21 protein-coding genes are annotated in these 20,053 nt (G+C 55.2%); 6 read left to right on the top strand and 15 right to left on the bottom strand.

Annotation, left to right across the window (positions count from 1 at the left end; all coding sequences use genetic code 11):
* Positions 1-9: 9 nt before the first annotated feature.
* The 6 genes from ahcY to ACNKH6_RS10615 all read right to left on the bottom strand — a co-directional run bounded on the left by ahcY (position 10) and on the right by ACNKH6_RS10615 (position 5,996).
* Positions 10-1,296, bottom strand: a complete 1,287-nt coding sequence (gene ahcY / locus ACNKH6_RS10640; RefSeq protein ID WP_417915543.1) for an adenosylhomocysteinase — start codon at positions 1,294-1,296, stop codon at positions 10-12.
* Between the two features lie 88 nt (positions 1,297-1,384).
* Positions 1,385-2,554 carry a methionine adenosyltransferase gene (metK, locus tag ACNKH6_RS10635; protein WP_417915563.1) on the bottom strand — a complete coding sequence of 390 codons (1,170 nt, stop codon included), beginning with the start codon at positions 2,552-2,554 and terminating at the stop codon, positions 1,385-1,387.
* 50 nt (positions 2,555-2,604) lie between these two features.
* Positions 2,605-3,234, bottom strand: a complete 630-nt coding sequence (locus tag ACNKH6_RS10630; RefSeq protein WP_417915542.1) for an ATPase — start codon at positions 3,232-3,234, stop codon at positions 2,605-2,607.
* The gene (locus ACNKH6_RS10625) at positions 3,221-3,976 is read right to left on the bottom strand and encodes a hypothetical protein (protein ID WP_417915541.1); all 756 of its coding nucleotides are present in this window, start codon (positions 3,974-3,976) and stop codon (positions 3,221-3,223) included. The genes ACNKH6_RS10630 and ACNKH6_RS10625 overlap by 14 nt, the downstream gene beginning before the upstream one ends.
* 22 nt (positions 3,977-3,998) lie before the next feature.
* On the bottom strand, positions 3,999-5,195 hold the full coding sequence (locus tag ACNKH6_RS10620; protein WP_417915540.1) for a helix-turn-helix domain-containing protein: 1,197 nt from the start codon (positions 5,193-5,195) through the stop codon (positions 3,999-4,001).
* 186 nt (positions 5,196-5,381) lie between these two features.
* Positions 5,382-5,996 (bottom strand): hypothetical protein, encoded by a 615-nt coding sequence (locus ACNKH6_RS10615; RefSeq protein WP_417915539.1) that lies wholly within the window; start codon positions 5,994-5,996, stop codon positions 5,382-5,384.
* Between the two features lie 108 nt (positions 5,997-6,104).
* Here ACNKH6_RS10615 and ACNKH6_RS10610 point away from each other — a divergent pair, with 108 nt between their 5' ends.
* Together ACNKH6_RS10610 and ACNKH6_RS10605 are read left to right on the top strand one after the other, a co-directional pair.
* Positions 6,105-6,356, top strand: coding sequence for a type II toxin-antitoxin system Phd/YefM family antitoxin (locus ACNKH6_RS10610; protein WP_417915538.1), 252 nt, complete (start codon positions 6,105-6,107; stop codon positions 6,354-6,356).
* A 3-nt stretch (positions 6,357-6,359) separates the two neighbouring features.
* Positions 6,360-6,626, top strand: a complete 267-nt coding sequence (locus tag ACNKH6_RS10605) for a type II toxin-antitoxin system RelE family toxin (RefSeq protein WP_417915537.1) — start codon at positions 6,360-6,362, stop codon at positions 6,624-6,626.
* A gap of 68 nt (positions 6,627-6,694) precedes the next feature.
* On the opposite strand, the gene ACNKH6_RS10600 is transcribed toward ACNKH6_RS10605, so the two are convergent.
* The 7 genes from ACNKH6_RS10600 to ACNKH6_RS10570 all read right to left on the bottom strand — a co-directional run bounded on the left by ACNKH6_RS10600 (position 6,695) and on the right by ACNKH6_RS10570 (position 13,744).
* Positions 6,695-7,114, bottom strand: a complete 420-nt coding sequence (locus ACNKH6_RS10600; RefSeq protein WP_417915536.1) for a type II toxin-antitoxin system VapC family toxin — start codon at positions 7,112-7,114, stop codon at positions 6,695-6,697.
* Positions 7,111-7,359, bottom strand: a complete 249-nt coding sequence (locus ACNKH6_RS10595) for a hypothetical protein (RefSeq protein ID WP_417915535.1) — start codon at positions 7,357-7,359, stop codon at positions 7,111-7,113. The genes ACNKH6_RS10600 and ACNKH6_RS10595 overlap by 4 nt, the downstream gene beginning before the upstream one ends.
* Before the next feature lie 40 nt (positions 7,360-7,399).
* Complete coding sequence (locus ACNKH6_RS10590; protein WP_417915534.1) at positions 7,400-9,376, bottom strand: ABC-F family ATP-binding cassette domain-containing protein; 1,977 nt, start codon at positions 9,374-9,376, stop codon at positions 7,400-7,402.
* A gap of 128 nt (positions 9,377-9,504) precedes the next feature.
* Entirely contained in the window at positions 9,505-9,861 is a 357-nt protein-coding gene (locus ACNKH6_RS10585) for an acyl-CoA thioesterase (protein ID WP_417915533.1), read from the bottom strand.
* A gap of 15 nt (positions 9,862-9,876) precedes the next feature.
* Positions 9,877-11,655: an ATP-binding protein gene (locus tag ACNKH6_RS10580; protein WP_417915532.1), complete on the bottom strand. Its 1,779-nt coding sequence runs from the start codon at positions 11,653-11,655 to the stop codon at positions 9,877-9,879.
* Positions 11,652-13,586 carry an ATP-binding protein gene (locus tag ACNKH6_RS10575; protein WP_417915531.1) on the bottom strand — a complete coding sequence of 645 codons (1,935 nt, stop codon included), beginning with the start codon at positions 13,584-13,586 and terminating at the stop codon, positions 11,652-11,654. The genes ACNKH6_RS10580 and ACNKH6_RS10575 overlap by 4 nt, the downstream gene beginning before the upstream one ends.
* Entirely contained in the window at positions 13,517-13,744 is a 228-nt protein-coding gene (locus ACNKH6_RS10570) for a hypothetical protein (RefSeq protein ID WP_417915530.1), read from the bottom strand. Before ACNKH6_RS10570 ends, ACNKH6_RS10575 begins: the two co-directional genes overlap by 70 nt.
* A gap of 338 nt (positions 13,745-14,082) precedes the next feature.
* On the opposite strand from ACNKH6_RS10570, the gene ACNKH6_RS10565 reads away from it, so the two are divergent.
* Both ACNKH6_RS10565 and ACNKH6_RS10560 read left to right on the top strand, forming a co-directional pair.
* A complete protein-coding gene (locus tag ACNKH6_RS10565) occupies positions 14,083-15,084 on the top strand; it encodes a hypothetical protein (protein WP_417915529.1) in 1,002 nt (333 codons plus the stop codon).
* An 86-nt stretch (positions 15,085-15,170) separates the two neighbouring features.
* Positions 15,171-15,902, top strand: a complete 732-nt coding sequence (locus ACNKH6_RS10560; RefSeq protein ID WP_417915528.1) for a ribonuclease T2 family protein — start codon at positions 15,171-15,173, stop codon at positions 15,900-15,902.
* A 57-nt stretch (positions 15,903-15,959) separates the two neighbouring features.
* Here the strand turns inward: ACNKH6_RS10560 and ACNKH6_RS10555 are convergent, their stop codons facing one another.
* Positions 15,960-16,226 (bottom strand): hypothetical protein, encoded by a 267-nt coding sequence (locus ACNKH6_RS10555; RefSeq protein ID WP_417915527.1) that lies wholly within the window; start codon positions 16,224-16,226, stop codon positions 15,960-15,962.
* A 194-nt stretch (positions 16,227-16,420) separates the two neighbouring features.
* Here ACNKH6_RS10555 and ACNKH6_RS10550 point away from each other — a divergent pair, with 194 nt between their 5' ends.
* Positions 16,421-17,596: a DUF6709 family protein gene (locus ACNKH6_RS10550; protein ID WP_417915526.1), complete on the top strand. Its 1,176-nt coding sequence runs from the start codon at positions 16,421-16,423 to the stop codon at positions 17,594-17,596.
* A gap of 72 nt (positions 17,597-17,668) precedes the next feature.
* Positions 17,669-18,448, top strand: a complete 780-nt coding sequence (locus ACNKH6_RS10545) for a slipin family protein (protein WP_417915525.1) — start codon at positions 17,669-17,671, stop codon at positions 18,446-18,448.
* Positions 18,449-18,494: 46 nt separating this feature from the next.
* Here the strand turns inward: ACNKH6_RS10545 and ACNKH6_RS10540 are convergent.
* A partial coding sequence (locus tag ACNKH6_RS10540) for a class I tRNA ligase family protein (RefSeq protein WP_417915524.1) occupies positions 18,495-20,053 on the bottom strand: 1,559 nt, incomplete at its 5' end.

Here is a 20,053-nt window from a genome sequence, read left to right as displayed (position 1 = left end):
GAACTGCGCTTAGTAGCGATAATATTCCGGCTTGAAGGGTCCGTCCACCTGCACGCCGATGTAAGCGGCCTGCTCCTTGGTGAGCGTGGTGAGGTGGGCGTTGATCTTCTGGAGATGCAGCCGCGCCACCATCTCGTCGAGCTTCTTCGGCAGGAAATAGACCTGCTTCTCGTAGAGGCTGGAGTTGTTCCACAGCTCCATCTGCGCCAGCACCTGATTGGTGAAGGAGTTGCTCATCACGAAACTGGGATGACCGGTGGCGCAGCCGAGGTTCACCAGCCTGCCTTCCGCCAGCACGATGATCCGCTTGCCGTCCGGCCAGATGACGTGATCCACCTGCGGCTTGATGTTCTCCCACGGCAGGGAACGGATGCTGGCGATGTCTATCTCAGAGTCAAAGTGGCCGATGTTGCAGACTATAGCCTGATCCTTCATCACATCCATGTGCACCTTGGTGATGACGCGCAGGTTGCCGGTGCAGGTGACGAAGATGTCGCCAATGGGCGCGGCCTCTTCCATCGTCACCACGCGGTAGCCTTCCATCGCCGCTTGCAGGGCGCAGATCGGGTCTATCTCGGTCACGCAGACCACTGCTCCCATGTGGCGCAGCGCTTGGGCGCAGCCCTTGCCCACGTCGCCGTAGCCCGCCACCACCGCCACCTTGCCCGCGATCATCACATCCGTGGCCCGCTTGATGCCGTCAATCAGCGACTCGCGGCAGCCATAGAGATTGTCGAATTTCGACTTGGTCACTGAGTCGTTGACGTTGATGGCCGGTGCCAGCAGCTTGCCTGCCTTAGCCATCTCGTTCAGGCGATGCACGCCCGTGGTGGTCTCCTCAGAGATGCCCTTGATCTCCTTCATCAACTCTGGGTACTTCTCGTGCATGATCTGGGTGAGGTCGCCGCCGTCATCCAGAATCATATTCGGCTTCCAGCCATTTGGCCCGAAGATGGTCTGCTCGATGCACCACCAGAACTCCTCCTCAGTCTCGCCCTTCCAGGCAAAGGTGGGGATGCCCGCCGCCGCCATCGCCGCTGCCGCATGATCCTGCGTGGAGAAAATGTTGCAGGACGACCAGCGCAGCTCCGCACCCAGCTCGACCAGCGTCTCCATCAGCACAGCGGTCTGGATGGTCATGTGCAGACAGCCCGCGATGCGTGCGCCCTTCAGCGGCTTGTCAGGGCCGTACTCAGTCCGCAGAGCCATCAGGCCCGGCATCTCGGTCTCAGCAATGGCGACTTCCTTGCGGCCCCAATCGGCCAAGCTCATATCCTTTACTTTATAATCACTCACAGCAGTGCTCCTGTTGTCTTTGTCTGGTGGATGAAATCAATTCGATTCGGCGGCGTAGGGGCGGTTCGCGAACCGCCCCTACTATGTGTCAAATCCCTGCCGCAGCCTTCAGTTCTTCGGCCTTGTCGGTGCGCTCCCAGGTGAAATCGGGCAGCTCGCGGCCAAAGTGACCATAAGCGGCGGTTTGCTTGTAAATGGGCCGGAGCAGGTTGAGCTGCTGGATGATGGCCTTGGGCCGCAGATCGAAAACTTGGCGCACCAGCTCGGTCAGCCGCTCCTCCGAAATCTTGCCGGTGCCGAAGGTGTTGACGTTGATGGACACGGGCCGCGAGATGCCGATGGCGTAGGCCACCTGCACTTCCACGGTCGAGGCCAAGCCTGCGGCAACAATGTTCTTGGCCACGTAGCGGCCCATGTACGACGAGGAGCGATCTACTTTCGACGGGTCTTTGCCCGAAAACGCGCCGCCGCCGTGCGAGCCGCGTCCGCCGTAGGAATCAACGATGATCTTGCGGCCGGTCACGCCGCAGTCGCCCACCGGCCCGCCAATGACAAAACGGCCAGTCGGGTTGATGAAATACTTGGTGTTGCTATCGAGCAGCTCGGCAGGCAGGATCGGCTTGATGATCTCCTCCATGATGCCTTCCTTGAGGTCGGCATAGGACACCGCCGGGCTGTGCTGGCTCGACAGCACCACCGCCTCGATACGCTTCACCTTCTTGTCCTCGTATTCCACCGTGACCTGGCTCTTGGCATCAGGACGCAGCCAAGGCAGCACACCGGCTTTGCGCACTTCGGCCTGCCGCTTGACCAGCCGGTGGGCGTAAGTGATCGGCAGCGGCATCAGCACTTCAGTCTCGTCGCAGGCATAGCCGAACATCAGGCCTTGATCGCCCGCGCCCTGCTCCAAGTCAAGACCGCTGCCCTCATTCACGCCTTGGGCGATGTCAGGCGATTGTTTGTCTATCGTGGTCATGACCGCGCAGGACTGCCAGTCAAAGCCCATCTCCGAGGAGTTGTAGCCGATTTCCTTGATGGTCTGGCGGACGATCTCCGGCATGTCCACCCAAGCACTGGTGGTGATCTCACCCGCGATCATGGCCAGGCCGGTGGTGACAAGGCTTTCGCAGCCGACGCGGGCGTATTTGTCTTGGGCAAGGATGGCATCAAGGATGGCATCGGAAATCTGATCCGCCACCTTGTCAGGATGGCCTTCAGACACAGATTCAGAGGTGAAGAGATGACGCGACATGAGAATGCTGCTCCTTTAGTAGAGAAAAATCGTTGCAGCAAGCAATGCGCTTGCTATTATTTCAAGCCTTCCAGCAGAACAAACCGTCCCAGAGGCACGATCTCGCAGGGAAAGCAGGCGGTAAAAAGCGGGTTGCTGCACAAGCCGCCGGAGAGATGCAGCCGTTCCGGCGAACCGGCAAAGCGGAAGGCGTTGCGGGCGATGCCGCGCACAAACTTGGCCGCTGCTTCCAGCTCGGAGCTGCCTGCGGCGACCGCATCAAAGATGCTGCTCAGGCCGAGCACGCCGCAGGTGACGGAGAAGCCGCTTTCCGGCACGGGCACTGCGGCGTAATCAAGGCGGTAATACTGGGCAAGCAGCTCGATGGTGAAGCCCATCGAGGCTCCGCATTCGGCATTCCAGCCCATGTCCGCCATCTCGCCGTCCTTGAAATGGACAAACTTGATGTCCCGGCTGCCGCAGTCAAGCAAGGTGAAATCCGGCTCGTTGATCAGCTGTCTGCCGCCCCGTGCCAGTGCCGTCAGCTCGTTGACCGTGGCTTTGCTGCGCCGCTTGGCGTTGTGGCCGGTGCCGATGTCCGCCTGAAAATCGCGGGGCAGCTCGCGGGCCGGGATGATGCGCGGCTCCGCGTCCTGCTCAGTGTCGAGCAGCTTGCAGTAGGAAGTGCCGAAATCAGCCAGCAGCACTGCCGCCTCCAATCACGCCGGACAATTCCAAAAACGCCTCAATCTTCGCCCGGACGCTGGAGCTTGCGCTGACATCGCTGTCCACCCAGAGCGATTTCGGATGCTTGGCAGCCAGATGTTTGGCCAGCGCAGTCTTGGCGCAGAACGACTGGGCGAAGAATACCGTCGGCACCGCAGGATTGCAATACGATTCCAGTTCCAGATCAGCCGGAGTTTTATTTTCCATGCAGCGCGTCCAGCCGTAGATGTGGGTGCTGTCCGGGAATGGTTCCAAGATGGAGAAGTCACGCGGCGGCACGCCCCAGAATCCGGCGGTCGGCGCACAGAACGGCAGCGGCGGCGAAGGCTGGCAGCTCTGCACGCCCTTGGTGATCCGCCGCATTTTCTCCAGCAGCGGCAAACTGCTTTGGCAGACAGGAAAGCCGAAGCTCTGCGTGTCGGTATTGCGGGTGGCGATGACCGGGATGCTGAGTATATCCTTCAGCACGGCGGCGACATGCAGGGCGCAGTCGCATTTGCCTGGCCCGACATCCACATAAATCCGCTCCAGACGCAGGTTAAGGGCGTTGAGCAGCACGGTGCGCAGGATGGCGCAATACACTCGCGGCAGGTATTGGTCGCTCTGGTCTATGGGCAGGAAAAGCTGCGGCTCGTCGAGATCAACGATGGCGGCCTGCTCCGCGTTGAGCTGGCGGATGATTTCCAGCGGCGGCACGCCGACGATGCCGATGTGGTTATACATATTACAGCAGAAGGTATCGGACTTACTTCATATGCTTCTTTATTTTTTCAAGAAGCTCTCCTGTCATTCCTGAGATTTCTTCAATTGATGTTTCTTTGCGATTATCGTGATAGTGGTAATAAATTTTGTAAGCCGTATCGAAATCAACATCAAGAACCTCTTGGATTATATCCATGTCACATTTTTCAAATTTTATATGCTTAAAACTATCATCATCTCTTAAAATTTTCCAAAGGTTTGTTAAAGATGAAATAGATAAATTAAGTCCAGTTGCCCCGGAAATTCTTTCTATATTTTTTAGACTGTCGTTGATTTTACCTATAGCATGTGTTATTTCTTTTAGATCACTTAGGTGCTCTGAGATTCTTTTTAGGTAATCGCTCTCCATCTCGCTATAAAGGTAATCTTTTAAATCAATATGAATATCCTCTCGAATTTCTCTTTCGGATTGTTGATATTGATATGTTATTGAAACATCAAAAAAAGAATCATATTCTGAATTATCCCTTAAAAAGGGAAACATTGCGCCTACAAAAAACGTTATCCTCTTGTTAGGAGCAAGAAATTTTATGCCATTTTTTAACGCATTCGGAAATCTTTCTTCTTGTCCTTTATACCAAGAAAAATCATTTGAAAAATGAAACTTTACATTATGCGCAACTTCTTCGCCTATATTTTCTATAAAAAGATAAACCTTTCTCTCAGAAAGGTACGCATTCATAGTGACAAGAGGAGTAAAAATCTGCCGCCGATTCCTCACATCCTCTATCTCGTAATGCTCCATAGGTTCCGATACAACATTACGTCTTTTATAGTATTTTTTATCTGGAGATTGATGCGGCCCGCGAAAGCTCTTTGGCACATGAATAACCATAACAGACCTGTTTTCCGCCAGCTTAATTTCTACAATCTCAACGCCTGACAACACTGGTCTTATATTCGAGGTAAGTACCTGATCAATCCATTCCTTTCCGAATTTACTTGTATCAATCCCATCATCTATGCTGGCTGGATAACCAATTTTATTTACTTTTTCCTCTCTTATTCCGTAGATAAGCATTCCACCATCTGAATTGGCAAACGCAGAAACATCCTTGCATATCTCATCTTTCTTTTCAGGAGAGAAGGCGGGACTTGCCTTGTAATCAAGATGCAGGCTTTCCGGCACCTTCATCTCAATGTTTTTTTCGATATCTTCGATCGTCTTGGGAATGTTCACTTTAAAACTCCTAATAAATTTAATCTACACATCTTCCTTCATGCAACAGGAGAAGTCTTGCTGTATCGCAAAATATACACCATTAACGTAGATTTTGTGCTAATTTTTATTTCAAAAATTGGGCACAGAAAAAATGTATACAACAATCTTCGTAACATCGGACGGTTCTAACTCAGTTCCATCTCCTCAATCTCCCCCCTGCGCCTTTCCCAGTATATGCGCCAACACCCCCATAATCTTGCCAATGCCGCTGATGTAATAAGACGGCTTGTCTATAAACACCGTGTCTTCGGCAAGTTTCAGGAATTTCCATTCATCGCCGGTGGTCACGGCCCCATAAATGCACGGCAGATGGCGGTCTTCCTTCTCGTTGTACAGCTTGGCCGCGTACATCTCAGCAATGCACTGCCCCAGCCCTGAAATAATGTCCTCATTTTTCGCCTCAACCACCGCCATGACTGGCACATCAAGGTAAAGCTGCTCTGCGGATTGGCTCAGGATGTAATCACAAAAGCCGCTCAAACCTTTCTCGCGGTCAACCGTGAAGTCAATCCCGGAAAAAAGACTGATGCTTTCCGCCAGCATCTCCTTTGCTTCCACTAAAATGTTGATGATGATCAGTTCGGAGCGGGCTTTTTCCGTGTTGATGGATAATGCCAGCGGGACATTTCTGGCTAACGTCGCAGTAAGATAGGAACTGATCTCGGCCTCAGGCACCTCGTCAAATAAGGAAACAGATTCAACCGTCTTCAGATGAAACTCAGCCTTCACTTTCTTCAGGGTGAAATCGCTATAGGCCATGATATATACCGTATGGATGGTGCTTCAACCTACCTTTTCCCCGCCTTGCTTGACGCAGGCGCACGCCTGCTGTACAATTTGCACATAATCAAAACAGGAGGCACCCCAATGAATACCACCATTTCCACGGCTGAAGCAAGAAGAAACTTTACGGATATTGTGAATAAAGTTGCTTACGGAGCAGAACAAATCGTCTTAACCCGCAGAGGAGAGGAAATTGCTGCCCTGATTTCCATGCGGGAACTGGAGCTGCTCCGCCGGATAGAAGACCGCATGGATATTGAGGATGCGGAAAAGGCCCTTGCCGAAGCTGGAGACAATATTCCGGCAGAGGAAGTCTGGAAAAAGCTGGGGCTGTAACACATGCTGTATCAGATTGAATTTCGTCCTGCCGCGCTCAAAGACCTTGAAGCATTTCCCAAGCAGGATTTGCTGCGGATCAAAAAGAAAATTGAGGAGCTTGCGGAGAATCTGCCCAATCCTGACCAGACCAGAATGAAGGGCAGAACTGATCTGCATAAAGTCCGCGTTGGCGATTACCGCATCATTTACACCATTGATGCAGATTGTCTGCTGATTCTGATCGTCAAAATCGGGCATAGAAAAGACGTGTACAAGAATCTTCCGTGATAGCTGGCGGTTCTAACTTTGCTCCATCTCCTCAATCTTCCCCTACGCCTTGCTGTATTCAGCCTCTTTTAATGGACAAAAAGCATGTTCTGAAAAGGACAGGTGTTCTTCCAGCGATAAGTCCGAAAGTCACGCTGATCAGTGCTGAGTATCCGACCGTCACGCAGCTCTTCCGCCAGAACAACCAGAGATGCATCTGCCAAATCCATCGGCAGGTCAGCGTATTTCTCCATCAGATTTAGAATAAGGCTGTGATGCTCCTCACGAAGATCGAAAACTATGAAACTCCCTTGACGGAGACTGCGGATGAAGCCTAATTCAGCCTCAATTCCCATACGTTTCAGCAGCAGATGACACGTTTCAGTCAGAACCGGCCAAGTTGTTATCAGCGGCTCACGCAATCTGCTGAAGGCATCTATAGCCGCTTGATGATGTTTGTCATCGGCATTTGCCAAAGCAACCCAGAAGCCTGTGTCCGCAATAATCACAGCTTGTCGCTCCAATCCAATTCATTCTTGTAATTTTCCGAAAGATTGCTGCCGCCATGCAGGCAGCCGACCATGCCGTTTTTGCGGAGAATTTCCAGCGCATCTGGACCGACAGCAACTTGATGCCGCGCATACAGCTCGTCAATGGCAAGCTCAAGCACAGTGCGCGCATCTTTTCCCACCGTGCACTGAAGCTGCTGCAATTTTTCGTAATGCCGATTCCCCAATTCCAGATTGAGCTGCATGATTCCCTCCTGTTTCCTTGCTTTTCGTCAGTCCTTTATTCTACTCCCCTTTCTCCAGCGCCTCAATCTTCGCCTGCGCCTCTTCCCAAGCCGCATACTGCCGCTCCAAAAGCTGCTTCACCTCGCCATATTCCTTGCTGGTCTTGGCCCATTTCGCCTGATCCGCATACAAAGCCGGGTCGGCCATTTGGGATTCCAGCTCAATCTTCTGCGTTTCCAGCCGCTCAATCTCCTTTTCCGCATCCGCCGCCTTTTTCTTCCACGGCTTGACTTGAGCATTCACCTGCTCCCGCTGCTGGCCGCGCTGCTTCCGGTCTTCCTTGCGGTCAACGCTGACTGCAACAGGCTGGACAACAACAGGTTTCGGCGCGGCAGCTTTGACATTCTTCGCGCCGCCTGCCGCTTCTTCCTCGCGCCGCTTGCGGGTTTCCAAGTAATCGTCAATATTGCCGTCGTGCAGGAACGCCTGCTGGTCGCGGATTTCCAGCACCTTGTTGACAAAGGAATTGACAAAAGAGCGGTTGTGCGAGACAACGACGATCGTGCCTTCGTACTGAGCCATCGCCTCTTGCAGAACCTCTTGCGAGGCTATGTCGAGATGGTTGGTCGGCTCGTCGAGCATCATCAGGTTGGCTGGCTTGATCAGCATTTTCGCCAGCGCCACCCGGCTTTTCTCGCCGCCAGAGAGCACCTGCACCTTTTTATCGACATCATCACCGGTGAAAAGGAACGCTCCCAGCAGCGAGCGCACCTTGGTCACGGTCATGTCCTGCGCATTGTGATAGACAGTGTCCAAGATGCTGTACTGACCGTCCAGCTCCTGCGCCTGATGCTGGCCGAAATAGGTCATAACCACATTATGCCCTCGGCGCACAGCGCCTTCGGCTGGCTCCAGCCCGGCCATAATCTTCATCAAGGTGGTCTTGCCCGCGCCGTTCACGCCGACCACCGCCAATTTGTCGCCGCGCCGCAGCGTGAACGAGACATCTTTGAAAATCGTCCTGCCGTCAAATTGCTTGCTCACCCCGTTCAGCTCCAGCACGTCGCGCCCGGAAGGAGCCGCAGGGGGAAAGGCGAAATGGATGGTGCGCTCGCTCTCGGACAGCTCAATCCGCTCGATCTTCTCCAGCTGCTTGACCCGGCTCTGCACCTGCTTGGCCTTGGTGGATTTGGCCTTGAAGCGGGTGATGAACTGCTCGGTCTGGCGGATCATGGCCTGCTGATTGTCGTAGGAGGCGCGCTCCATTTCCATGCGCAAGGCCTTCTCCTCCAGATATTTGGAGTAGTTGCCTTTATAGACCGTCAGCCTGCCCAGACTCAGCTCCCAAGTTTTTGTCGTCACCCGGTCAAGGAATGAGCGGTCATGGGAGATGATCATCATCGCCCCTTGGTATTGCTGAAGGAATTCCTCCATCCAGGTCAGCGAGTCGAGATCAAGGTGGTTGGTCGGCTCGTCCAGCAGGAGCAAGGCGGGCTGGCGCAGCAGCAGCTTGGCCAGCAGCAGGCGCATGATCCAGCCGCCAGAGAACTCTTTCACCTCCCTGTCCAAATCCGCTTTGACAAAACCAAGGCCAAAGAGAATGCGCTCAATCTGCGGGCGGATGCGGAAGACATCGTGGCCTTCGAGCAGATGCTGCAACTCGCCTTGGCGTTCAATCAGCGCGTCTAATTCCGGGTCATGCTGGTCAATCCCGGCCATGCGCTGGCTGATTTCCTCAAACTCGCGCTGATGCTGCAAGGCTTCGTCAAAGGCGTGCTCGGCCTCTTCGTACAGCGTCCGGCTGCCCAGCTCGATGGTGATTTCCTGCGGCAGATAAGCCACTGTGAACCACGAGGCCCGGCTGATCACGCCTGGATCGGTCTCAATTTCCTTGCAGATGATTTTCATCAAGGTGGATTTGCCCGTGCCATTGACACCGCTTAAACCGATGCGGTCGTTGACATGAATCTGGGCGGAGATGTCGCGGAAAAGATGCTTGGGGCCGTGCTGAAGGCTGAGATTGCTGATGGTAAGCATGGGGAAAATCAGGGTTGTAAGGCTAGTTATTGTCTCAAGGGCATTCTGTCGCAGAGACAATAACCGGCCTGCTGGAAAATTTCAAAAGGGAAGTGCGGCAGGAAGCGGTATGGAAGAAAACGTTGCCTTTATTCCGCAATAACGCACTTGTTGCCATCCTTGTCTAAGCAGACAAAGGTGACGACGGTGGAGAATATCTCCGGGTTGCCGTCGGCCTGCGGGCTGGCCACGCTGACCGCCACCCGATAAGTGACAGAGGTGGTGCCGACACGCTCTTTCTCGACATTGAACAGCAGGATGCTGCCCAGCTCCACCCGTTTTTTGTAGCTCACCTTGTCCATGCCGACCGTGACAAAGCATTTGCCGGGATATTCCAGTCGGGCGCAGATATAGGCGGATTCATCCACCCATTTCAGCAGCGCTCCGCCGAAAAGGTAGCCGTAGTGATTGAGATGCTCGGTGAGAACCAATTGGTAATTATGCATAATTTCAAAAAAACGTTAGTCAGTTTGTTGCGCGGCAGGCAGATCAATATGGACGGCGGTTCCGCCGCCCGGCGTGGATTCGGCTTCAATATAGCCCTCGTGCTGGCTGATAATGGCGGCGGCGATAGTCAGGCCGAGGCCCATTCCTTTGATCCGGCCCCGCGTTTTGCCGGAAAAATAGGGATCAAAGATGTTGGGCAAATCTTCCTTGCGAATGCCGCAGCCTTGGTCGCGCACGGTGATGCGAACATATTCCCCTTCCCGCCGTCCTGCGGCCTCCTGCCCAAGCAGGCAGATGTTTTCCGCGCTGACCCGCACCCGGCCTCCTGCTGCGGCCATCGCCTCAACCGCGTTGCGGAACAGCTCCCGCAAGGTCTGCTCAATCTGACCTGGATCGACATAAACCGGCAGCAGGTCATCCGGCAACTGCAGCTCCGGCTCAGGATGCCCTCCCTCCTCAAAGAAGGAACGGCAGGCCGCTGTGATCAGCCCGGCAGTGGAAATAAGCTGCCGGGCAGGCGGACTGAAGCTGGAGAAAAGGAGGAACTTGTGCGCCAGTTCTTTCGCCTCGGCTGCTGAAGTCGCTGCGTCGCGGAGCAGGTCCAGCACCCGGTGGTCATGACGCGTCTTCATCATCGCCAGCTCAATGCTGCCGGTGATGGCCATCAGCAGATTGTTGAAGTCATGAGCGATGCCGCCCGCCATCATCGAGACTGTCTCCATTTTCCGGCTGCGGATCAGCTCCTCCTCCAACTTTTTCCGCCGGGTGATGTCCACGCAGTATTCAATCACCCGCGTCACTTGGCCGTTGCGGTCGGTCACCGGACAGGCGTGCAGCTCCATCGTCTGGGGATGACCCGACGAATCCGGGAGGACATGCTCCACGGTCACGGCCTTGCCCTGCTCGCGCACAAGCAGCAGCGGGCAGGCAAGACCGTGGTCAGGACAAGGACTGCTGAAGCCGTGCATGTACTGATAACAGGCCCGCACGCCCTGCGGACAGCCTGCGGCGCGGTTGGCGGCAAGAATCCGCCAATTAGCTGCGTCAATCACCGCAAAGGGATGCGAGAGCGAGTTGATCACCGTGCTGAGGAAGCGGTTTTGCTGAAGAATTTCGGCACTGCGCAGCTCAATCTGTTTTTCCAAGCTGTCGCGGTGCAGCCGGATTTTTTCTTCAGCCCGCCGCCGCTCCTTGATTTCCTTGGTCAGCAGCTCGTTGGTGTGCCGCAGCTCCGAGGTCTGCTCGCGGACATGCTCTTCCAGCATGTTCCGCTGCATGACCAAGGCGGACATGGCCTGCTTGTGCTCGACGGTCAGATGCCATTTTTCAATCAACGCCGCTGCTGACTGGCGGATTTCAATGGCCTCAAAGGGTTTTTTCAGAATCAGGAGCTTGTCGGCGGAAAGCAGCACCGCGCTGATCTCCTGCCACGAATGATCCGAATAGGCGGTGATGATCACGAGCTGAAGCTGAAGGTCTTCCTGCTGAATCCGCTTGATAGTCTGCAAGCCGTCCATGCCCGGTTGCAGGCGCATGTCCACATAGGCAAGGGCATAGGGCCTGCGGTCAAGACGGGCCTGCCGCACCATGCTGACCGCGTCCTCGCCCCGGAAGGCGGAATCAATCTCCAGATCAGGCAGATCCTCCGCCGGAGCTTCGTGGCCGAGGATGTCGGCGTACAGCGCGTTCAGCTCGGCGGATTCAGGCGAGTGCAAAAGTATCTTTCTGATGTCACTGTGAATATCAGGATTGTCATCCACAATCAGCATCCGATCTGGACCGCCCTTTCTCATGCTTTCCTCCTTCTTTCCGCCGATGTCGGCAGTTCCAGCCGGAACACCGCGCCGTGCCCCTCGCCCCCGCTTTCCGCTGTCAGCGTGCCGCCCATCTCCGCCGCCAGATTGGCCGCGTTGTGCAGGCCGAAGCCGTGCCCGCCCTTTTTGGCCGTGAAACCGAAGGCGAAAAGCCGCTCCATGACCTTGCTGCTGATCCCTCTGCCGTTGTCCGCGACTTCCATCATCACCCTTTCGTTGTCCTCGCCCGCAGAGCGCAGGCTGAGGACTATCTTCCGCTTCGGCTGATTGAAGCCGTCAAAGGAGTCAGCGGCATTGCTGATCAAGTTGCCTGCGATTTGCAGTATTTTCCGCCGTTCTCCGCGCATGAACGGCAGGCGGGCGTAATTGCGCTCGACCGCAATCTGCCGCTCGCTGATTTTCTGAGCAAAAATCTCCACGCTTTCGTCCAGCACCGTGGCAAGGTCGAAATGCTCAATCAATGTGCTGCCGCCGACCGCGTCCTGCTGAGTGCGGATGATATCTGCCGCCCGGCGGATATGTCGGATTTGATGGCCGATCTCTTCCATCAGCCGCCAGCGTTCCTTGGTCAGCTGCTCGGACAGGCTGGAAAAATACAGCGGCAGCTTGCGGCCTTTCGGATCGCTGCCAAAAAAAGCCGCCGGATTGTCTTTGTGCTGCTCAATCAGCTTGACAATGCTCGGCAGGGTCGCGCTGCCGCTTTTCTGCACCATCTCGCCCAACCGTTCCGCAGAGACCGAAATGCTGTTGAGGGTGTTGCCGACATTATGCAGCACTTCGGTGGCCACTTCAGCCTTGCCTGCCAATCTGGAGGTGTCCAGCAGCTTTTTCAGGGTGTTGGCATGTTCAACCGCCAAGGCGCAGACCCCGGAAAGATGCAGAGCGGTGTTGAGATAGGAGCCGACATGCTGGGGAAAGGCAATCTGCTGAACTAATATCACCGCCACTGTGCCGCCTTCGCCGCCGATTCGGAGAAAAAAGCTGTCCCCGCTTTCCAACAGCTGGTGTTCGCGCCAGGTTTCGAGGCAGAAGCGTTCTGCCGCCTGCCGCTCCTCGCTGCTCAGTTCGGCGAGACGGTCTGCGGCAAGACCATTTTTGGTCACCGGCAGACAGTGAATTTGCCGGGGCGCAAAGAGCATGGAGAACAGCTCGGCAATGCCGGCAAGCGCTTCCGGTTCAGAGCTGGCATTGACCACCAAGCCGAGCATGTCGAGAATCATCGCGGTCTGCGCCGCTTGCTGCCGGGCCTGCTCGCGCTGCCGCTCCAGCTCCTCCTGACGGTGCTCTGCGGCAATTTTAGTCAGCAGCAGGCCATGATATTCCAGCCCGACCGGCAAGGTCTCAGCAGGCAGTTGGAGAAAGGCGGCCAGTTCCTCCAGCCGTTTGCTTGCCTTTTCATCTGCGCCGGTGTCAAGCAGCACCAGCCTGCGCACCGGCTGGCCGAACAGCTCGGTCTGTAAAATAAGCGCATCGCCACCGCAGGCCGCCGCGCGTTCCTGCCAGCTATGCAGCCAGCCCGGCAGAAGCAGGCCCGCGCCGTTTTGCCGAAAGTGCCTGACTAAGGTCGGATTGGCCAGCAGATGCACACACTGCTCGGCACGCCGGATTCTGCCACCCGAAATTTTCAGCTCGCGGCCAAGGCACTGACAGCCAATGATCTCGACCGCATCGGCACCGCTTTCCTTCAGCAGAGTCTCCAGCTCTTCCCGCCTGACAGATTGCGGGGTGCAGCAGGCGGCATAACTTCTGACCTCCACTCCGGCCAGCTCTTGCAGCTCGACTGCCGCTTGGGTTTCGGGCAGCAGCTGGCCGCAGACAACAAAACAGAGCGACAGCGGCTTCACCGGCAGCGGCCCCGCTGGCGCATGGCGGCGGAAATCGCCAGTAAAGTCCCATCCGGCACCTGCCACGGAATTTCCGCGTGGTTGTCAGCGCGCACAAAACCGCCTCCAGCAGCGGCGGCAGCAACAGCCTCGCGCACCTCAGCTAAACGCTGTTCAGCACCACGGCGGTCAGGCCGCAGAAGTTTGTCCGCAAAAAGTTCTCTGCCGCTCTCTGCTTTGCTCATAAAAAAAATCTCCCCGCCGGATGGACACCCTTTGCGTGGCAAAATCCTTGAAAATGCACGCCCCTATTTTACAGGCCGATGTCCTGCCAGTCAAATAAATGAAAGGAAAAGCAGCCAAAATATCCACAGAAAAAGAAAGCGATGGAAACGGCTGTCTTTTTCTTGAAAAAACTATTCAGCATTCGCCATGTCAATCGGCTCCTTGAGCGGCCACAACCACGCTGGCCAACATTTGGCTCAAACATTTTGCAACGAGCAAAAAAAGACTTGCACTGCTGCTGGCTATCACATACGCTTACAGCGAAATGCTTTGATGACCATCACATGACGAGACCTTTATGAACCAGCGCACACATGCTTGGATTGCTATTCGGGCTGCCGCACTTCTTGCGGACGAGAAAGAATGCTCAGGTATTGTCAAGCTCCTCAAACCATTCGTCAGAGCTGCCGCAGCAGGAGCGTGGCTTCCTGACAAGGGCGACGCAAAGATTGGCGGAGCTGATACAGACAACCATGTGCTGAAGATGGAGCCGTACAGCGGCCCGCAGCAAGAACGTTTCACCTTGGCCAAGCCAGAGCTGCTCAAGAAGCTCGGAAGCGAAAGAGCAATGGCTGCGTTTCTTGCGGCAGACAAGGTTCTCAGCAACGAATGGTGGGAGGCGGCCTACAAAGCTGATCCTAAACCGGGCCAGCATCTTGCCGACAGAGCAGGCGCACTCGCAACCACCATCACGGATTTGCTGATCATGGGCGACAGCGATCTTGCCAATCTTCTGCCAAGGCCGTTTCCTTTTGCTGAAGAACTTGACGAGAAGTGCCGCACCAGCAGGGAGCAGGCCGCAATGTATCTTTTCATGCAGAGTCATTTCATCGCAGATGCCTGTATGCCCTGCCATTGCGATGCCCGCAAGCTGTCATCCTATGCGAACGGACTGCACAAGGAGTTGGAGTCGCATTGGTCAACGAAGATTGACAGTTTTTTTGATGAGCACCGCTTGGCTGCAGCAACCGAAACGCCTGATGCTGTGCTGGAAAAGGCCAAAACGGTTGACAAGGCATTCGGCATCACCTTCAAAAATGAGATTCCAGATTTGGTTGAGCAGGATGTCTGGCTGGAGATAATCTATATTTGCAGAGGTTCATTTGCGGTTGCCAGCATTATCGCGCCGCCGGATCAATACCCATACAACAGCACTGCAAGAGCACCTTTTGATGAGGTGCTCAAAGCCAAGCCGGAGCTGATGGGGGAAATTGACAAGGTTGCTCTCCATGATGCGGTTCTTAATGTGGCGATAACCTGGAAGCATATGTGGAAGAGACTTGGTGCCGATCAGCAGTAAAACATCAAGAATAGATGCGCCTCGTGACAACGAGCTGTTCATATCAATGCAGTTCAACTTTCTGCACATGCAGATGAGGAGAAATTATGAAGTCTGTCAGAATGGCCTGCGCGGTCTTGGCCGCTCTTGTTGCAGCTCCGTTTGCCGCTCAGGCCGAGCCAAGCTGCACAGTCGCAAACAAAGAGAAAATATACCGGCTGGAACTGTCTGTCCCGGCAACCTTCTGCCGCACCGCAGGCGGCGACCCAAGCTGCACAGTCATGCCAAAAAAGTCGCTGCTTCAGCTGCATGGATTGTGGCCCAACTATAAATCAAGCGGCTATCCAACAGGACAATGCGCTTCGCCAGGCGAATGCAAGGAGCTGCCCGCAGCTCAAGGCAAGTATTGTGGATACATCGAGCCGAAAGGCTTGTATGACTCAGCAGAGTGGAAGGACTTGAGCGAGGCTTATATGGCTGGGAAAGAGAAATGTCTTGAGCGGCACGAATGGGTGAAGCACGGCACCTGCACCCAGATGGCACCGCCTGAGTATTTCGCTTGGGCGCTGAAGGAGACGAAACGAATAGCAGATGCGCTGGCACTTGAGCCAGACAAGAAGATGTCTCCAGCGGAGTTCAATAAAGCGGTCAAAGATAAACTGCCGGAGCTGGACGGAGCAGTCCATATAGGTTGCAAGGGGAATAAAAAGAATAAGCTGGTGTCAAACCTGTACGTGATTTACGAATGGGGCAAGGAGCCTGGCAAGCCGGTGAAGACGAACAGCGGGCAAAATGCAATCGGCAACTGCGGCAACAGCTTTATGTTTCCCAGCAAGTAAACTGTCGTAACGGCACGAGGGGCAGGCGTGCTGCCTGCCCTCTCCCCCCTTGATTCCTCATTCCTCGCCAGCCTGCCACCACAACTCACTCCCAAAGTTGCACTTATAAGTTGAATCCACGCCGCTGAAGAGCTGCGCCTTGCGTGTCTCGCGTTCCGCCAGCAGGATGGATTTGACCAGACCGGGCCTCCAGAGCGGATTCTTCGCCGAGATCAAGGCGGCCATTTCATCATAGCCGAGCGACTCTTTAGGCACTGGCTGCGCCCGATAGGATTGCGGAGAGGTCAGAGCATTGAGCTGAGGCCGCCATTGCACTTTCTGCATAGCTGTTCCTCCAATGAAGATGTGGTGTTCCGCCGGGATGCGGAAAAGCGATGCCGCCAGCGTGGAGCGGCCAAGCCTTTTTGTCAACAGGAAAGATTGGCGGTCGGCAGCAGTAGCTGTTTCTGCGCATTTCGACAGGATGTTAAATTTGGTTCATCAGCCGTGGCTGCAAAGAGGCAATTGCCAGTCAAAAGATGACTGACGAAGCAGCAATGCAGATATTTCGGACTTGTATTTTGCCAGAAAGTGATTTACTCTGCCATCCTGCGATGCACTGCAAGAGCGCGGGAGACGGCATGATGTGCATGAAACCGGATATTCTCATAAAAAACAAGCATGAGGTTAAAGCGATGGACACATGGATATTCAAGATGAATAGAGAGAAAAGCGTGCGGAAGCTCACAGTTTGCGCGCTCCTGGCCGTCTGCATTGGTTTATTCCTCTTCACGCAGAAGCGTTATATTCAGAATTTCATCGATGGACCTTACAACCTGAGTGCCGCCGATCTTGACTCTATTCGCGATGTGTCGCAAACACCACGATACTTTGCCAGGGTGTCCGGATCTAAAGCGATAGATACGGAAATTCAGAAGATTAAGATCAGCACTAAGAACGGTGTTGAAACAGGGCGGTCTGTGGCAGCAAAATATTATGCGCTGGTTATAGGGGACAAATTCCTCATCTATGAAGGTGATTACACGCCGCTGACAACGGTTGAGGGCGCATTGGCCGAGATGCCTGCTGAGGTGAGCAATCATCTTTTCTCCAGCCGAGAAATGATGGATATCCGCAGGCAGTTCTATCCCTTTTATCTCAACACCAGAGACTTTCGTTCCACTGGATACGTGGCAATAGTCATACTGGTGTGCCTCTGCGCTTTTTTAGCATATATAAGTATTCCAGCGTGGAGGCATTTGCGGAATCCGGCTTTGCACCCGCTGATCAAAAGGAGCGGCAGCTGGGGCAACCCAATGCTTATAGCCTCAGCGATAGAACAGCAGTCCTCCACGCCTCGCTTCAAAGCAGGCGGTTGGACTGTCACAAAGGAGTTTCTGATCAAGTCCACCTTCTTCACGTTCGACATCCTGCGCGTCTGCGACTTGCTTTGGGCATACAAGAAAGTGACGCAGCACAGGATCAACTTCATCCCGGCAGGCAAAAGCTATGCCGCAATCTTGATCTGCTATGGTGGAACAGCAGAAATTGCGGGCAGCGAGATCGCGGCTGACCATGTTTTGTCCTTGGCCGCAGCGTCTGCGCCGTGGGCTGTCTTCGGCTTCTCGCAGGAGATTCAGGATTTCTTCAACAAGAGCGCCTCTGATTTCCGAGCAGCCATCGAATCAAGGAAACAGGAGATGCTTAAGAAATAGAGCGACTGGCTTGCCGCGTGAGCACTGCGCATATTCAATGAAGCTGTTCATCAAACACAGGAGGAGACTTTCATGCACTACATCATCATTGCTGTCGTTGTCATTCTGCTGACAGGAATCCGCATCGCCCAGGAGTATGAGCGTGGCGTGGTATTTCGCCTTGGCCGTTATGTCGGCCTGCGCGGGCCGGGACTGTACTGGGTCATACCGCTGTGGATTGAACGGGTGGTGACGATTGACATCCGCACACGGACAATGTCTGCCGAGCAGCAGGAGACCATCACGCGGGACAGTGTCACGGTCAAGCTCAATGCGGTGCTCTGGTATCGGATTACCGATGCGGCCAAGTCTGTTATTGCGGTAAGGGACGCGCCTGTAGCGGTTTACCAGCTTGCCCTGACGAGTTTGCGCAATTCCATTGGCCAGCATGATCTCGACGAGGTGCTGCAGGAGCGGGACAAAATCAATCATCTCCTGCATCAGAACCTTGTTGACTCCACAGCCTCGTGGGGCGTGGAAGTGGAGCGTTTCGAGATGAAGGATGTGGAGCTGCCTGAAGCCATGCAGGAGGTGATGGCCATGCAGGCCCAGGCGATCCGCGAGAAGCGGGCGCGCATCATCAAAGCGGAGGCTGAACTGGAGGCATCGAAGAAGCTGGCAGACGCAGCCCAGCAGATGGCGAACAATCCGTTGGCACTTGAGCTGCGGCGGATGCAGATGATGACAGAAGTCGGCGCGGAAAACAACAGCACCACAGTCATGATGATCCCGTCTGATTTCGTCTCACTGGCAAAGAATGTCAGCGAATATCTGCACGACCGCAAGCAAGGCGACGCGCCGCCCAAGAATTGAGACAGATAAGGGGCAGGCATTGCACCTGCCCCATTCCCTTTTTCTGCTAACGCAGCTTCCTCAACCTCTCCCTCGACTCCTCATTCTTCGCCAGCCGTTCGTTCAGCTCCTCCAGCTTGGCCTGCTCCTTGGCCACCACGTCCGGCGGCGCATTGCGGAGGAAGTTCTCATTGCCGAGCTTGCCGCGCACCCGCTGCATGTCCTGCTCCAGCACCTTGCGCTCGCGGGCCAGCTTGTCCAATTCGGCCTCCACGTCAATCAGCTCCTTGAGCGGCACGACCACTTCAACGCCGCTGACCAGCGTATGAGCGGCATCATCCGGCACTGCGCCAGACTCAGCAATATCAAGGCTCTCGGCACGGGTCATGGCGCAGATGGAGCCGTTGAAGGCGTGCAGCAGCTCGCGCTTGGCCGCGTCAGCACAGATCAGCGTGACATGCAGCTTCGCGCTCGGATGCACGTCGGCCTCGCTGCGGATGGTGCGCACCGCTGAAATCACGTCCATCAGTAGCTGCATGGACTGCTCGGCCTGAGCATCGTCCCATGCGCTGTTCGGCTCCGGGAACGGCTCCAGCATCAGCGTGCCGCGCTCGCCGGGTAGCTGGCTCCAGATTTCCTCAGTGACAAAGGGGCAGATCGGATGCAAGAGCTTGAGGATGCGCTCTAAAACACAGAGCAGCACCCCGCGAGCTTGCTCACGCCGGGCCGCGTCGTCGCTGAAGAGATCAGCCTTGATCCACTCCACATACCAGTCGCAGAACTCGTGCCACGTGAATTGGTAAATGGCGGAGGCGATGTCGTTGAAATTGTAGCCATCCAGAGCCTTGCGCACCACCGCCGTGGTGCTGCTGATGCGGCTGAGGATCCAGCGGTGCGGCAAGGCAAGTGCAGCAGGTTGATTAGCCGCAGCGACAATCTCCGGCCCGCTCTCTTTCAGGTGCATCTGGGCAAAGCGGGCGGCGTTCCACAGCTTGTTGATGAAGCGGCGGTAGCCGTCAATGCGCTCCTCATCCATCCTGATTTCACGGCCCTGCGCGGCAAAAGCGGTCAGCGTGAAGCGGAAGGCATCGGTGCCGTACTGGGCGATCATGTCCAGCGGGTCAATGACGTTGCCGGTTGACTTGGACATCTTTTTGCCGTGCTTGTCGCGCACCAAGGCGTGCAAATACACGTCGCGGAAGGGCACTTCGTCCATGAAGTGCAGGCCCATCATCATCATCCGCGCCACCCAGAAGAAGAGGATGTCGAAGCTGGTGATCAGCACCGAAGTTGGATAAAAGGTCTGCAATTCCTTGCTGTTCTCCGGCCAGCCGAGCGTGGAGAAAGGCCAGAGGGCGGAGCTGAACCAAGTGTCTAACACGTCGTGCTCCTGCTCCAGATAGGGCTTGCCGCAGCGCGGGCAGAAGGTCGGCTCCTCGCTGGCGACGATCAGCTTGCCGCATTCGAGGCAGTTCCAGGCCGGGATGCGATGGCCCCACCAAATCTGCCGCGAGATGCACCAGTCGCGGATGTTGTCCATCCAGGCATAAAAGGTGTTGTACCAGGTGTCGGGATAGAGCCTGATGCGGCCCTCGCGCACTGCGGCCACGGCCTTGTCCGCCAGCG

It is taken from the genome of Candidatus Electronema sp. JM, assembly GCF_048287415.1.
GTDB lineage: Bacteria > Desulfobacterota > Desulfobulbia > Desulfobulbales > Desulfobulbaceae > Electronema.
This window is presented reverse-complemented; position numbering and strand designations above follow the sequence as displayed.